Source organism: Bacillus sp. lyk4-R2A-2 (assembly GCF_030209735.1).
GTDB lineage: Bacteria > Bacillota > Bacilli > Bacillales > Bacillaceae > Bacillus > Bacillus pumilus.
In genome coordinates this window covers 150630-165348 of the sequence record NZ_JARVRK010000004.1, presented here as the reverse complement: position 1 = coordinate 165348, position 14719 = coordinate 150630, and the positions used below count along the sequence as shown (strand labels likewise).

Below are 14719 nucleotides of genomic sequence, written 5' to 3'. Positions count from 1 at the left end.
CATGAGAGGAGCGCTTTTTATGCTTATTTTTTTCTGCGTTGTCTCGATTTTTTTGTTTTAACCAGCTTGCTTGCCGGCTGTTTTCGAATCCATTTGATGTACGAAGCAAGCTTTTCATCCTGCCTTAGTGCATCAAGTGTGTTCAAGCGCACGGCAAGCTCCTGGTTTGTAAAGAGGGCATGCACTTGTTTATGGCAGGGGATACACAGGAAGGCAGTCGGTAAAAAAGCCCCACCTTCTTCTCTTGGTGTTAAGTGGTGTTCTGTGAGCAGGACATGTTGTCTTCCGCACAGCTCACATAATCCAATGGTTTGCTTTGCCACCCTGTCATCACCTCAACATTTACATTAATTCCATTGAGACCGTTGTCCCTTTCCCGCTTGGATCTGCTGGATGAACAATCAGTTTCTTCGGTAGTCTCATTTTCAATTCTTCCACGTGGCTAATAACACCAACTGCTAAATTGTGAGACTGTAGCTTTTCTAATGCGGTAATGACCGTATCAAGCAAGTCTTGATCGAGCGTACCGAATCCTTCATCAAGGAAAAAGAATTGCAGTGGGAATTCACCTCTCAGCTGAATTTGTGCAGAAAGAGCAAGGGCAAGCGCCAGTGATGTCAAGAAGGTTTCCCCGCCGGACAAGCTGGACACGGGACGCCTAACACCGCCATTTGCATCATCTCGCATAACAAAGCCGCCTTCTGAGTCGACCTCAATCGCATATCTTTGTCTCGTCAACATACCTAAGCGGGCGGATGCATCACGACTGACACTTTCCAGCTGTTCTTCTGCTAAAAATTCAACAAACGTATTCCCTTTAAAAACAGTTTGCAGTTTATCAAGGCGATCAATTTCTTCCTGCAGTGCTTCCAATCGTTCGTGAATACTTGCAAAGCGCTGATGATTCTCTTCAATCACACGCAGGTGTTCATGTGCGGACCCACTCATTGCTGTCGCTTCTTCCAATGCTTTTTCAACTGCAGCTTTTCTGTGCTGAATGTCTGTCCACTGCTTTTCATCCAGTGACTCTTCTTTCAGTAATTCAGAAATTCGCTTTAAGTTTGCGGCACATTCCTTTCTTTTATCCTCAAACTCCTCAATTTCCTGTTTGACCGATTGACGTACTGGCTGTTCCATTGAAACAGACTCAATTTCCTGCGGCATATGAAAAGGAGAAGATTCTGCTTGTTTTTCCCATGCTGCTTCTGCTTCATGTTTTCGCCTGTTCGCCTCTTGAAGCTGACGCTCACTGCTTGAAAAATGACTTTGCGCCTCACTAAACAACTGCTGCGCGTGCTGCAATTGCTTGTACGATTGCTGCTCTTTTTCATTAAGAAGAGAAAGGGTGTGTTCAACCTCTATAAGTTCATCAGAAATAGAGGCAGCTTTTAATGGATATCGGCCTAAATCTGTTTCATATTGTTGGATAAGCTGCTGCTGACTTTCTAACTGATGCGCTAGTTTATCAAGTTCTTTCTCGACATTGTATATCACTGTCTGCAGCTGCTCTTTTGCTAGCTGTTTTTCTTCCAAAAACGTAATGCTTTTCTCAATACGTTCTTTATAGCCTTCCGCTTGTTGGTCCTTTTCATCGATTTGCTTTTGCATTTCTTGTACTTGATTCAATGTAAGATGCGGGAAGGTCTGTTCAAATTGAGTCGTTTGCTCTGAAAGCTCAGCATCAAACTCTTTGATCAGCACCTCTAATTCTTCGATGCGCTGCTGTTCAAAAGTCATTTGCTCTTTTATCTTGCTCATCTCTGCTACTTGATCATGCGTTTCATCCATTAAACGAGCTCGTTTATGTTCAACTTCTTGAGTATCCTGTTTTATGCCTTTCCATTCTTGCACCAGACCCTGCAAAGACTGCGAATTTTGTACCGTTTCTACTGCTGCAGCGACTTCCGCTCCAGGGGCTTTCTGAGATAAGAAAGCGAATTGCTTCACTAATTGATTGGCATGCGTTTCGAGAAGCTGCTTTGCGGCATACATGTCTCTCCCATAATCCTCTGCCTGCTTGAGCTCTTTGTCCATCCGTTGAATGACTTCATCGACTTGTGCCACGGTTTCTTCATGGTCATTGGATTGCAAAGCCTTTGGATCATGATGAATCGACCCACAAACCGGACATGGCTCACCATCTACTAGCTCTGCCGCTAATTCTTTTCTTAATTCTGCCGCCCTTACCGCATCACGCTGCTTTAATTTTTCGAGTTTCTGTTGTTGTTCTTTTTGACTCCATTCTGTCAGAGCTCGTTCGAGTTCACATACATAAAAATAGAGGTGTTCAATTGCTTGAAACGATTGGTCTATTTTTTCATAATGGTCGTTTTGCTGCTTTTGAAGCTTTTCATATGCTTCTGAAGACTGTGAGGCTCGCTTGTTGAGCTCCTCCAGCTTTTGCTTTTCCTTTTGAATACTAAGGTTTATTCTTTCAACATTTTCACTTAAACGTAAAGCATCCTGTACACTTTTGCGTTCTTTCACTGAAACTTGTAACTGCTCCAGCTCATTTTTCAGCTGTGTTTGTTTCGTTAGTGCACGCTCTAATAGAGATTGGAGATTCTCCGCTTCTTTCTTCTTTTGGAGGAGCTGCTGCGCTTTTTCATTTTTTTGGCGCTCTATGCTCGTCTTTTCCTGAAGAGCTGTTTCTTTTTTACGTTCAATTTCTTTTAGCTGAATCAGCTGTTCTTTCTTTTGGAGAAGGTCTGGCTCTGTCTCTATTTTCTTTTGCCGGGCTTGCTCATACTCCCGCGCCATTTGATCATAGATCGTTCGTTGATGCTGCAGCTGCTTTTCTGCTTCCTGTTTCTCTTTCGATGCTTGAGAAAGCTGTTTTTCAGCCTTTGTCAATGCATCCGCATAGGGCTTTAGCGTCTCTGCCTGCTCTGCGATATGGAGCTTCGTCTTTTTCTCTTCTATTGATGGTGCCAGTAAATTCAGCTTGTTTTGTTCAGTCTCGTAAGCTTCTTGTTCCTTTTGATACTGCCAGATCGCTTGCGCCTTTGTAAAAGCAGTGAACGCTTTGTCCCGCGCTTGTTTTTTCTCATGAAAAATAGCCTTTGCCTGCTCAGCTGCTTCCTTTGCTTTTGCCAGCGCCTCTGGACCAGCTTCTCCTAAACCATTCAGTTCAGCTAGCAGTTCATTTTTTTGCCCATAATGCTTTTGAGCCTTTGTACGCAATCGCTTGACGAGTTGATCTCCATATTTCTCCAAGTTAAATAACCGCTGAAGCATTTGACGTCTGTCTGCCCCTTTGAGGGAGAGAAATTCTGCAAACTTCCCTTGAGGTAAGACAACCGCACGGGTAAAGTCATCAATGGTTAATCCGAGTAGTTCTTCTACTTTACGATTCACCTCACTCGCTTTATCTGCGAGAACTGTCTGCGTATCACCGATTTCAATTAGGCGGCATAATGTCGTTCTGACTTTCATTTCATCCGCTCGTTTGAAAGCACGTTCAACTTTATAAGAAATGTGGTGTTCCTTTTGCAAAGCAAATGTAAAGGAAACCGACAGCTTTTCTTCCGCTTGGTTCAAAATACCATGTGTATTATTTAACGCACGCTCCACTTTGCCATAGAGTGCCAGTGTCATGGCGTCTAATATGGAAGACTTTCCACTTCCTGTCGGTCCAAATATGCCAAACACACCCGCATCACATAATGAGCTAAAGTCAATTATTTGTTCTTCTCTGAAGCTATGAAGTCCTTTAATGGTCAGCGTAATCGGCTTCAAGTCGCTTCCTCCTCTTGCATATCATTGGCTAGCTCTAAAAACAGTTTGACTGTTTTTTCATCAGGCAGACCGCCACCTGTCTGGCGCTCATAAAACTTCACGAACCTCTCTTCGATCGAGAGTTTTTCCACTTGCTTTTGCTCTTCTATTTGCTGTAGTTCTTTGAACTTTGGACGAATGTGAACAAACCCACTATGCTGCTTTCGGAGCTGATGAATCTCTTCAATAGAGAGCTGATCTGTTAAATGAATCTCTAGATCAATCCATGCCTGAAGATCCCGTTTTTCATCCAGCCACTCGTACACTTGACTCAGTCCCTCAGTCGCCTTCCATTTCATAAGTGGTTTTCCGCTTGATAGAAACACTTCTTTCCAGCTCGCTTTTTCATTCGGTTTTGCCTCTACAATTGTGACTGATTTGGCGTAACCTGATTCAGAAAAGCTATAAGCAAGAGGTGATCCAGAATAACGAGCAATCGTTTTGGCACGTTTGATCGTTTGCGGCCTGTGCAAATGACCAAGTGCAACATAGCAAGCGGATTCTGGCAGGCTTTCAGCCGCAACAGTATATGCGCCGCCTACTTCAATCGGTCTTTCTGAATCTGTTTGACTCCCCCCTGCCACATAAATGTGGCTTGTTGCCATATTGACCGTATCCGGTTGAAATTGATTACTTAAATGTTGAAACGCTTGTTGAATCTTTAAATTGTAATGATCACGAAGCAATTTCTCTTCAAATGTTTCAGCTAGCACCTCATTTAGTCTCGCCTCAGACGGATAAGCGAGTGCTGCAATGGATAAACGTTCATCCGCAGAAGGAACATCGACACGGATGATGTCATTTGTCGGATATCCAATTAAATGAATCCCTTGATCATTTGTTAAAGGTGATGCGGCTGATAAACGATCCGGATTATCGTGGTTGCCTGAAATGACCACTACCTGGCGTTTTCCTTTATCAGATAAGGCAGATAGACTTTCATAAAAAAGCTGCTCTGCTCTAGCAGGCGGATTCACAGTATCAAAGGCATCACCGGCCATCACAATGACATCAATGTGTTCGTCTTTCACGATTTGATACAGTTCATCTAAAAACTGTGCTTGCTCATCAAGCCGGCTTCGACCTTCAAGGGTTTTCCCTAAATGCCAATCCGCTGTATGCAGAATCCTCATGTGATTCACCTCTCATTCCGATACATTTATAAAGAAATTTCTAAATTTCCATCGAAGAAATAGAGAATTTTCTCCTCTAATGTTCTGTTTGTCAAACGCTCTACAGCTTTTGCATATAAGGCTATTTGGGTTTCATAACGCTTTTTCAAGATCGGTTCAGCAGCGTCAACTGTATATCTGCCTTGTACTCTATCAGTTTTATAATCTAGTAAATATAGCTTTCCATCTGTTTCAAATAAACAGTCAATCATCCCTTGAATCAGAACAGGCTCTCCCTCAGTATCAATATGACTGTATACCTCTTTAACAGGTAACACCATACTAAATGACACCTCTCGTTTTACCCAGTCCGCTTTTAGCAGTTTTTGACCAATTGAAGTAGAGAAGAAAGAAGCAATTCCTTCTTGATTAATTGATTGGATCTGCTCATCTGTTAGCAAGTCTCGCTGCTGTAAGGATTCGAGCAGGTGTCCTATACGTGATTCATCATAGGGCTCCTCAGAATGGAGCGGGATATGCTGCATCACTGTATGCATTGCGGTGCCTTGTTCTGCGGCAGTGAGTGTTTTCTTCTTCATGAAAGCTGGCCGGTCATACAATGTTGCACGAGCTTTTCGAATAGAAGAAGGAACACTGTACTCATCCTGTATTTCTTTCATTCTTTTTATCTCGGAAACAGACTGCTTTGTGCCGACTTGCGAGGCCGCTAGATACGGATATTTCCATGAGAGTCTCTCTGCCACCTTCTCATCAGCATCACCATATCCTTCAACAGTTAGACCATCGATCAATGCTTGTACAATCTCGTCTTGCTCCTTTTTTTCAAGTGACATATCTTCCTTTAAAAGATCAGAAGCTTGCGTAAATGAGATAGTGAATGTAGACGGATGCGAAAGAACAATATCTCCTGTTTCTTCTAAAACAGATGACATCGCTTGATGACGGATAAGGGCAGGGCCAATGAAATCTAAGTATGTTTTCGATTGATACCGTTCAAAATCAGGGAGCAGCCACTCTTCTCCGGTTGCGGCATTTTGCCATTTGCTTAATGCTTTCACCTGATTTTTGACAGAGCCGACTAGAAATAATTTTTCTTTAGCCCTTGTGAGCGCTACATATAGGACCCTTAATTCTTCAGATAACAACTCTTTTCTCATCTTTTTTTTCATCGCCACAAGCGGTAATGTCGCATAACTAATTCTCAGCTCAGGATGGATGTACTTGCTTCCAAAGCCTAGTTCTTTATCAAGTAAATAAGACTGGTTTAAGTCCATCATATTAAAGTTTCTGCCGAGCCCTGCGGTAAAGACGACTGGAAATTCTAATCCTTTACTGCTGTGGATCGTCATCATACGCACAACGTCCTCTGTTTCACTGAACGTTTTTGCTGCACCAAGATCATCCCCACGCTCCTGCATTCTTTCAATAAAACGAAGGAATCGGAATAGCCCTCTAAAGGCAGCTTTTTCGTATTGCTTAGCCCGGTCATAAAGGGCACGAAGATTTGCCTGTCGCTGCTTACCTCCAGGCATTCCGCCAACATAATCAAGATACTGCGTATCACGGTAGACTTCCCAAATTAATTCTGCCACCGAATGATTGATAGAAAAATCACGCCACTTGCGCAGTAATTGGAAAAATCGCTCTAGTTTTTTGCATGTAGGGTGATCAGAATGCGTCACACTCATGAATGCCTTTACAGCATCATAATACGTGCCTTTTTTATCACTCGTTCGAATCAGAGCCAATTCATTTTCGTCTAAATGAACAATAGGTGATCTTAAAACAGCAGCAAGCGGGATATCCTGATATGGATTATCGATGACTTTTAACAATGAAAGAATGACAGACACCTCTGTTGCTTCAAAATAACCAGAGGAAAGATTCGCATATACAGGGATTCCCTGCTTCTTTAATTCCTCCATCATTTGTGGAGCCCAAGGCATAGACCGAAGCAAAATGACAATGTCACGATACTGCAAATTACGGGTCATTTGCTGCTTTGCATCGTACACTTGAAATGGCTGCTCCACTAATTCTTTTATTTTTTTAGCAATGATTCTCGCTTCAAATTGGACGGTCTCGAGCTCTTCTCGCTCTTCGCCGGTTTCTGCTTCCTGCTGATCTAAGTGGACAAGAAGCATTTCTGTCGTTGTATCTTTGCTTTCTGGATAACTCGCTCCAAGCTTTAATTCAGCTTGTTCATCATATTCAATTTCTCCCACTGTTTCCCCCATCAGCTGCTTGAACAAAAAGTTCGTACTATCTAAAACATCTGAACGGCTACGGAAGTTTTTATTTAAATCGATTCTCTTCCCTGTTTCTTTGCCGTCTGGTTGAAAGTGTTTATATTTGTTTAAAAAGAGCATAGGCTCTGCCAGCCTAAAACGATAAATTGACTGCTTTACATCACCAACCATAAACAGATTGCCCTCTGCAGAATGTTTCCCCTTAGATACAAGCTTTAAAATCGTTTCTTGTACAAGGTTTGTATCCTGGTATTCATCAACGAGCACTTCTTCAAACTGCTGTTGATAGTATTTGGCAGCTTCTGTTTCGATCAAATGTCCTTCTGCATCCTGCTCCGCTAAAATGCGTAAGCAATAGTGCTCTAAATCCGAAAAGTCGACAATTGACTTTTCCTGCTTCGCTCTTTCGAAACGCTCACCAAATTGGATCACAAGCTCTACAAGCGTCTCCACAACTGGCTTCATTTCAGCTAAGCTTTTTAAATGTTGGGCAGGACTGCGCATGAAGTATTCATCTTTTAGTTTTTCTAATTGTTTTTTTGCTTGATTACGTGCATCTGTGGATTTTTCTAAGAGAGCAGGGTCATATTCGTCCCCTTTGCACGTTTTGAGCCTTTTAAAATTGACGTTCGGCAAAAGCTCATAAAGCTTCTCAAAATCATCTTGATGACGGATTAATTCATTGACTTGCTCTAAATCATCTATAAAATTCTCTGCTCTCGGTGCTGGGCCGCCCGGCTCTTTTGATAGCGAAAGAGCTCGTTCAAGCAGCTCTTGGCAGCTCCGGAGAACGAGAGAAAGATCTTCTTTGATATATGGATAAAACGGTAATTCTTCTACTTTTGTTTGAGCATCTACATCATAAAGTGAAAGAAATGCCCGCATCCATTGCTCCGGAGATGGATGAGATCTTGAAAACTCATAAATTCTCTTCACGAGCCATTGCAAATCTAAGTCGTGACGGTCAGATGTGTAACGATCAACCAATTCAAAGAATGATGGCTTTCCAGCCTTATATTCATCCTCAAACAGTTCGTCTAACACTTCATCTCCTAATAGTTCTCCTTCTGTTTGGTCAGCCAAACGAAAGCCTGGATCAAGATCAATTTCATAGTAAAAGGTGCGCAAAACCTGCAAGCAAAAGGAGTGCAAGGTTGAAATATTAGCTCGATTCATGAGGGACAGCTGCCTTCTCATATGAAGAGACCCTGGGTTTTTGGCTAATTCTTTTTCAAGTGCTTCTGTGATCCGATGCTTCATCTCTGCCGCAGAAGCATTTGTGAAAGTCACAACGAGCAGACGATCCACATCAACTGGATGTTCAGGCCGGGTCATTTTTCGAATCAGGCGTTCAACCAAAACAGCTGTTTTACCTGACCCTGCCGCCGCCGCAACCAAGATATCTTGTCCTTCTGAAACGATGGCTTCCCACTGGTCATCCGTCCACGTACTGTTATTCGGTTTTGGTATTTGCATACTGATCCCCTTCTTTTTTGATCCGTTCTATCACAACATCATCCTTTTCAGAGGTGAGCACCCTAAAATCATTATCTTCTATTGATTCATCGAATTGGCAAATAGACTTGAATGAACAAAAGCGGCAAGGTGTTTGATCCTTTAATTTGTATGGATTAATTGCGACCTCTCCATTTGTAATTCTTTCGCCTGCTTCTTCAAATGTGCGCCGAACGTGTTGTGTGAGTATATGGAAATGATCCTCACTTAAAACTGCCGAATCAGATCGGAAAGACCCATCCTTTTTCAAACCGGCTTGAATGACTTGCGATCTACCTGAATCAAGCGTTTGATCCATTAGCTTTACTGCTTCCACATCTTCAAGCAATAAACCCTTCATTTTAAATTTCTTGAAGATTTCCTGCTCAATTTCATCCTCTGCAAGTGGAATCGGTGCTTGAATGAGCGGATCATGAATATGGAAATATAAAATGCCAGCAGGCGTTGCTTCTACGCCGAGCCACTCTTTCGAATACGTAATGGTTAGGTCTAAGTATGTGAGCATTTGCAAGGCAAGACCATAGTATACTTCTGCTAGGTCAAGACCTTTCTCACTGGATTTGTAATCGACGATTCTTAAAAGCAGCCCTTTTGAACCTTCTGCCTTATCTACCCTGTCAATCCTTCCGACAAGCTCCATCGTGCAGCCATTCTTTAATTGAAAAGTAAACGGCGGCAAAGGCCCTTGACCTCCAAAACCTAACTCAAGCCCTACCGGAGAAAATCCACTCAATTTGGCATGTTCACTTAATATAGAAGAGACTCGAATCAAGATTTTCTGAAGCTTTTCTTTAATATAAGCATGCCGATTAGAGCTTAATAGAATTTCCTTTTGAAGACGCGGAGCAAGCTGTTCGATTGCATGTCTTGAATAGGTGACACAATCTTCCTTCGTTAGGTTTTTCCAATCCTTTTTTTGTTCAACTAGCGTATCTGAAATATGCTTCAAAGCCGAGTGAAACAATTGGCCGATATCGGGTGCTTCCAATTTGTAAAATTGTCGATCCTTTAGTTTTAAACCGTGGGAAGCAAAGTGAGAGAATGCACACGCATTGAACTTCTCCATTCTTGAAACACTGCCCTGAATATGGTCACCGTAAAGCTCTTTTGTGACATTAGGCTTTAATGGCTTCGCTCGATTTGTAAAGAACAAGCTTGACATGATGTTTTTTGATACATCCCGATGAGGAGATGTCATTAAGTAGTTATAGACACTCCACCATACACCGCTGATGGGATATTGATTGAGCCATTGCTGCAGCTGTGAGATGGTATACGACAACGAAACATGCTCATTCGCTACAAATTTTAATTGCTCATCGTCTTCCAGTTGTTCTGGATCTAACACATAAAGAGCCTGTTGATGATTTGGCATAAGCTCTTGGCAATACTTGATGAGTGTCGAAGGCAATAGAGAACGTCCTTCTGCATCAGAAGCCGCATAGGATAGATACAAATGACGGGATGGACTTGATAACGCTTGGTAAATTAAAAATTGCTCATCTAGCAGCCGTTCTTTTCCTGTCTCTGCTAGCTCTGCTCCTGCTCGTTTTAACCATTCTCGGTCATCCTCAGACAATACACTCTCATCAGAGGGACGTGCGGGAATAACGCCATCATTTACACCAATGATAAACGTACACTTCACTTGATACATTCTGGATAAATCCATACTTCCAATAAATACTTGGTCGAGTGAAGGCGGAATCAAAGCGAATTTTAGAGAAGCTAACCCTGTATCTATCATCTGTTGGAATAAGGGAAATGAGAGCTCTTCGCCACCTAGCATGTCAACAAATTCATCCATTAATTGAATCACCGCATCCCATACTTGCCCGTGCTGCATTGCTTCAGCTAATCGACCTGCTTCTTCAGCCTCAAGCCTCGCCTTTTCAAGCTTATCTGGTACTTGTATCTCTTCTAAAAAGACATAGACAGCCTCTACCATGTCCCTTACCTTTTGCGCTTTTTTGAGCCTTTTCTGCAACTGGTAAAGCGGGGGCGCGATCCATTCTTTGACGTCATTTAGCATTTGTTCCATTTCAATTTCTTGATCTGTTTGTCCGAAATCCTCATCTAATGATTGGAAACGCCTGTAATGAAACCGGGAGCCGTTTGTCCAGCGCTCTCCTTTTACACCATAAGCAATGCAATAGTTTTCAAGCTGATCTGCCTGCTCTCTCGCTTTGTTCTTAGTGATTTCAAGCGGAAATAAGAACTCTGTTTTCACGCAGCGAAATACCGCTTCATACCGCCAATTTCCTTTTATGACATCCAAGCTCGAACGAATTAATTCAATGAGCGGATGATACTGCATCGATTCATTTCCATCAATAAAAAAAGGAATATCGTAATCTCGAAAAACCTCTTTTAACGTATCTTTATAGTCATCTACATGCCGCGCTACAATCGAGATATCTCGCAGTCTGAGTCCTTTTTCTCTCACTAAATCAAGGATATCTCTCGCTACTCCCTCAATTTCAGCTCGTTTATTTGCACTTTTAGACACTGTGAGATGAGGGGTGTTTTCCTGATATGGCTGAACGGGCCGCTGCTCATATTGGTGTTCTAAATAAGCAAGATCTGGTGTATAAAGGTGCCGATGATTTCTTTCAAAAATATTTTCAGAAATGTCAGCTTCGCACTCTTTAGCAAGCTGATAGAGCTGGAAATACGTTTTACCTGTCATACGAAATAAATCAAGTTCATTTGGCTGCCTATCATGATAGGATCGATCTACTGTGAAAGCCGCAGTTATTTTTGCTGCATGCAGCAAGAGCTGTTCAATGACAAGAAGCTGCTGCGGTGTAAATTGATAAAAACCATCTATATAGATGTGTGCTCCTTTTATTTCTTCAGCTGAAGGAATTTGCTGGGAAAGAAGAGTCAAATAGTCTTCTGAGTGCACATATTCATCTTGTAAATGCTCCTCCATCTGCTGATAAAGAACATGGAGATCATGCAATTTTTCGGCTGCCCGTCTTTCTTCTGTATACTCTGAATGCATGCTAGACGCTGAAATCTTCTCAATATCCTCTGGCAGCATACAGTATCTTTTGAATTCAGCCATCGTTTTTTCGATTTGCTCCACAAACCCCGGCTTATCACTCGCTTTTTTGAATACTTTAAACTTGTCTTTCTGCTCTTCAATCACTTTTCTTAAAAGCATTTGAATTCCTGTGCTTGTCACAAATTGCCGATTCGCTCCACCAGTCTGCTGTAAAATCGACCAAGCAAGACGAGTGAAACTAAATACTTTAGCTCTGATCATTCCACCAGCTTCAGACGTTTTCGCAAGCTCATATTCCATTAAAAATGTCATTTGATCCGGGACTAAAAAAATGATTGGCGGACCCAACGGATCAAGCCGAAGCTGTTCTTTGATTTCCTCTAAGATTGCAGTCGTTTTTCCACTCCCCGATCTGCCTGCTAAAAACTGAATCTCCACGTTCCACAACACCTTTCTTATGTACTCATATTCTAGCGAAAATAAAGGTAAATAGCTATTTTCCGATCACGTTCCCATTCTCCTTTCTGAAAAAAGACATAGGCACCTTTCCTCACTCTTTTCATATCATAAACCATCATGAACTAAAAGGAGGCTGGCAATATCATGTATTACAGTTACTATGACTACTCGCCTTATGACATGCGCCAAAACACAAGGATCATTTCAGACCTTGAGAAAGCGATCAATGGTGAGTATTCTGCGATCCAATGCTACGAAAAACTTGCCCAAAAGGCAAAAAATCCTGAAGCAAAGAAGATCATTCAAGAAATACGCCAGGATGAAGTCAGACACTATCAACTATTTTCAAAGCTATATTATTCTTTAACAGGGAAAAACCACAAACCAAGCGTAACTGAACCTTGTCCAGACCAATTCAGAGAAGGACTTATGTTTGCCTTTAAAGATGAACAAAAAACGGTCGATTTTTACTTAAGCGTATCAGACTATGTCCGGGATCAAGGAACAAAAGAGCTAATGAAACGTATCGCTCAAGATGAGCAGCAGCATGCTGTATGGTTTTTATACCTTTTAACGCACCATGTATCATAGATAGTCCTATTTTAATAGGAGATCGTATGTTCCGTCAAAAAATGAAATCGATTTTTCGTTCATTCATTCTATTAAAGAAAGCGCTAAATGTAGCAAATCCTCACATCCCTTCCTTATTTTCAAACGAGAAAATGAGATTTTGACCATTAAAAAAACTCCTCTGCCCAAAATAGCAGAAGGAGTTTTTTCATGATCTTTTAATGAAATTTTGCTTCATTGCTTTGCTGCTGATGCTTGAGTATCCCATCAATTGACAACAGCTTACTGCCGCTAAGAGTCAAATAAAGCGCCATGACGAGCAGCGAAAGTTCAAATTCATAGCCACCAACAAATCCTCTAGAAAAACCAACAGTGATAATCGCTACTGCCATAATTGGTACGAATAATGCTGCGAAAATACGTGTTCCTAGACCTAAAATCAAGGCAATACCACCGACTAGCTCAATTGTCTTTACAATATATGCCATAAATTCAGGTACACCGATTTGTCCGAAGAATGCTGCTGTGCCTCCCAGCCCTCCTTGATATGCCTGAAGCCCATGTAAAAAGAAAATAATACCTAAAATAACGCGTACAAAAAGTGTTCCTATTTCTTGATTTGTTTTCATATAGTGATTTCCTCCTGTTTTTACACTACACAATGTAATGTTAATAAGTAAAAAAATTAGTAATTAAGGTTGAGCATAATCATTAAGACCACCATCAGAATGGCTGATGTGACGATTGGAATCATTGGTACATTAAAAGGAATATTGTAAGTTGGATTTAAGATTTTTTGTATTCTTAAATTCAATGCCCGATCCCCAAAGGACACCGCAAACTTTGTTTGTTTTTGAAACTGGGTTCTCTTTTTAATCAGCTTCAAAAGGGCCTGCCCTACTCCAAGCTCAGTACCTGTCTTCTGAATGGCATAGTCATCTGCAATCACTTCACGAAAAACAGAGTAGCTTTGTCTCATATGCTTTAACACTGGAATGTACCAAATGACTTTTGTGAGCATTGAGAACATGAAAGCCTTTAAAGGATCATAGCTGTATTTGTGATGCAATTCGTGATGAACTACAGCGTCAATCTCTTCTTCATCCAGCATGTCCATGAGAGCTGTTGATAAATAAACCTTTGGGTGAAGCATCCCCATTGCAAAAGCAAGCGGTTCATGACAATGAAACACGATGATGTCATTAGCATATTTCTCAGATAAAGATTCGGTTGACTGGTGATCGACTGCAAGCATCAGATTTTGCTTGAATTGAATGTACTTTTTGATTTGTTTCGTCATATAAAAAATCGCAAAACCCAATGTGTAGAGGACTAAGGCATCCAGAAAGTATTTTAAAGGAGTGAATCCATAGAATTCGAGCACAGACTGGCATACATGGATCAGGTTATATGCTTGATTCCAGCCAAAAAAGCTTGAAAGCACGTAATACCCCATCTGATAAAAAATGGCTAAACCAATCAATATACCGCCTGAAAACAGCAGACTCGACTTCATTTTATTCATTTTGCTGCTCCTCTTTTTTAGATGCTAGCCGTGCTTCTAGTACTTTGAGTAATTCAGGATCAGCACTTTCAATCGCATCCACCATATGATTCACTGCCAGTGGACCGAAATCATCCATCAATCCTTGTGTAATCCATTTTGTTTGCTCATTTAGAAATTCTTCTTTTGTTAAAATAGGATTATAAATAGATGAGCGCCCTTTTGTTTTTTTCTCCACAATTCCTTTTTCGGTTAAGCGGTTCAGCACAGTCATCACGGTGTTGAAATTAATCGGCTTCTCATCTGACAGCTTTTGCTGCACCTCTTTAATCGGCATATCCTCACCTTCATAAAGGATCTCCATAATTCTTCCCTCTAAAGGACCAAAAAAACGATTCAATCCCTTTTCATTATATTTAAAAGAAGGAATTTTCATGTTATCACCCCACACTATGTAGTGTAGTGTAATTGAAAATGATAGTCAACTGATAACATAAATAGG

Annotated in this window: 9 protein-coding genes; 1 reads left to right on the top strand and 8 read right to left on the bottom strand. The window is 41.3% G+C overall.

Features of this window, described 5'->3' with window-relative positions:
* Window positions 1-23: 23 nt before the first annotated feature.
* From QRN39_RS03540 to addB, 5 genes are read right to left on the bottom strand one after another with little or no spacing between them, the layout of a single operon-like run.
* Complete coding sequence (locus tag QRN39_RS03540; RefSeq protein WP_106029934.1) at window positions 24-323, bottom strand: hypothetical protein; 300 nt, start codon at window positions 321-323, stop codon at window positions 24-26.
* A gap of 19 nt (window positions 324-342) precedes the next feature.
* Window positions 343-3738 carry an AAA family ATPase gene (locus tag QRN39_RS03535; protein WP_284906207.1) on the bottom strand — a complete coding sequence of 1132 codons (3396 nt, stop codon included), beginning with the start codon at window positions 3736-3738 and terminating at the stop codon, window positions 343-345.
* Window positions 3735-4910, bottom strand: a complete 1176-nt coding sequence (sbcD, locus tag QRN39_RS03530; protein WP_044139868.1) for an exonuclease subunit SbcD — start codon at window positions 4908-4910, stop codon at window positions 3735-3737. The genes QRN39_RS03535 and sbcD overlap by 4 nt, the downstream gene beginning before the upstream one ends.
* A gap of 26 nt (window positions 4911-4936) precedes the next feature.
* The gene (gene addA / locus QRN39_RS03525) at window positions 4937-8635 is read right to left on the bottom strand and encodes a helicase-exonuclease AddAB subunit AddA (protein ID WP_284906206.1); all 3699 of its coding nucleotides are present in this window, start codon (window positions 8633-8635) and stop codon (window positions 4937-4939) included.
* Window positions 8613-12122: a helicase-exonuclease AddAB subunit AddB gene (gene addB / locus QRN39_RS03520; RefSeq protein WP_284906205.1), complete on the bottom strand. Its 3510-nt coding sequence runs from the start codon at window positions 12120-12122 to the stop codon at window positions 8613-8615. The genes addA and addB overlap by 23 nt, the downstream gene beginning before the upstream one ends.
* Before the next feature lie 165 nt (window positions 12123-12287).
* On the opposite strand from addB, the gene QRN39_RS03515 reads away from it, so the two are divergent.
* On the top strand, window positions 12288-12734 hold the full coding sequence (locus QRN39_RS03515) for a ferritin-like domain-containing protein (protein WP_284906204.1): 447 nt from the start codon (window positions 12288-12290) through the stop codon (window positions 12732-12734).
* 197 nt (window positions 12735-12931) lie between these two features.
* Here the strand turns inward: QRN39_RS03515 and QRN39_RS03510 are convergent, their stop codons facing one another.
* The 3 genes from QRN39_RS03510 to QRN39_RS03500 are packed head-to-tail and all read right to left on the bottom strand — an operon-like array spanning window position 12932 to window position 14653.
* Entirely contained in the window at window positions 12932-13342 is a 411-nt protein-coding gene (locus tag QRN39_RS03510; protein ID WP_106029930.1) for a DoxX family protein, read from the bottom strand.
* 56 nt (window positions 13343-13398) lie between these two features.
* Window positions 13399-14238, bottom strand: coding sequence for a M56 family metallopeptidase (locus QRN39_RS03505; RefSeq protein WP_050945367.1), 840 nt, complete (start codon window positions 14236-14238; stop codon window positions 13399-13401).
* Window positions 14231-14653: a BlaI/MecI/CopY family transcriptional regulator gene (locus QRN39_RS03500; protein WP_003210872.1), complete on the bottom strand. Its 423-nt coding sequence runs from the start codon at window positions 14651-14653 to the stop codon at window positions 14231-14233. Before QRN39_RS03500 ends, QRN39_RS03505 begins: the two co-directional genes overlap by 8 nt.
* Window positions 14654-14719: the final 66 nt, after the last annotated feature.

What these genes read in the sequence shown, in the direction of transcription:
- QRN39_RS03500 (WP_003210872.1), bottom strand. Translation starts at nt 14,653, where the DNA reads ATGAAAATTCCTTCTTTTAAATATAATGAAAAGGGATTGAATCGTTTT.
- sbcD (WP_044139868.1), bottom strand. Translation starts at nt 4,910, where the DNA reads ATGAGGATTCTGCATACAGCGGATTGGCATTTAGGGAAAACCCTTGAA.
- QRN39_RS03505 (WP_050945367.1), bottom strand. Translation starts at nt 14,238, where the DNA reads ATGAATAAAATGAAGTCGAGTCTGCTGTTTTCAGGCGGTATATTGATT.
- QRN39_RS03510 (WP_106029930.1), bottom strand. Translation starts at nt 13,342, where the DNA reads ATGAAAACAAATCAAGAAATAGGAACACTTTTTGTACGCGTTATTTTA.
- QRN39_RS03515 (WP_284906204.1), top strand. Translation starts at nt 12,288, where the DNA reads ATGTATTACAGTTACTATGACTACTCGCCTTATGACATGCGCCAAAAC.
- addA (WP_284906206.1), bottom strand. Translation starts at nt 8,635, where the DNA reads ATGCAAATACCAAAACCGAATAACAGTACGTGGACGGATGACCAGTGG.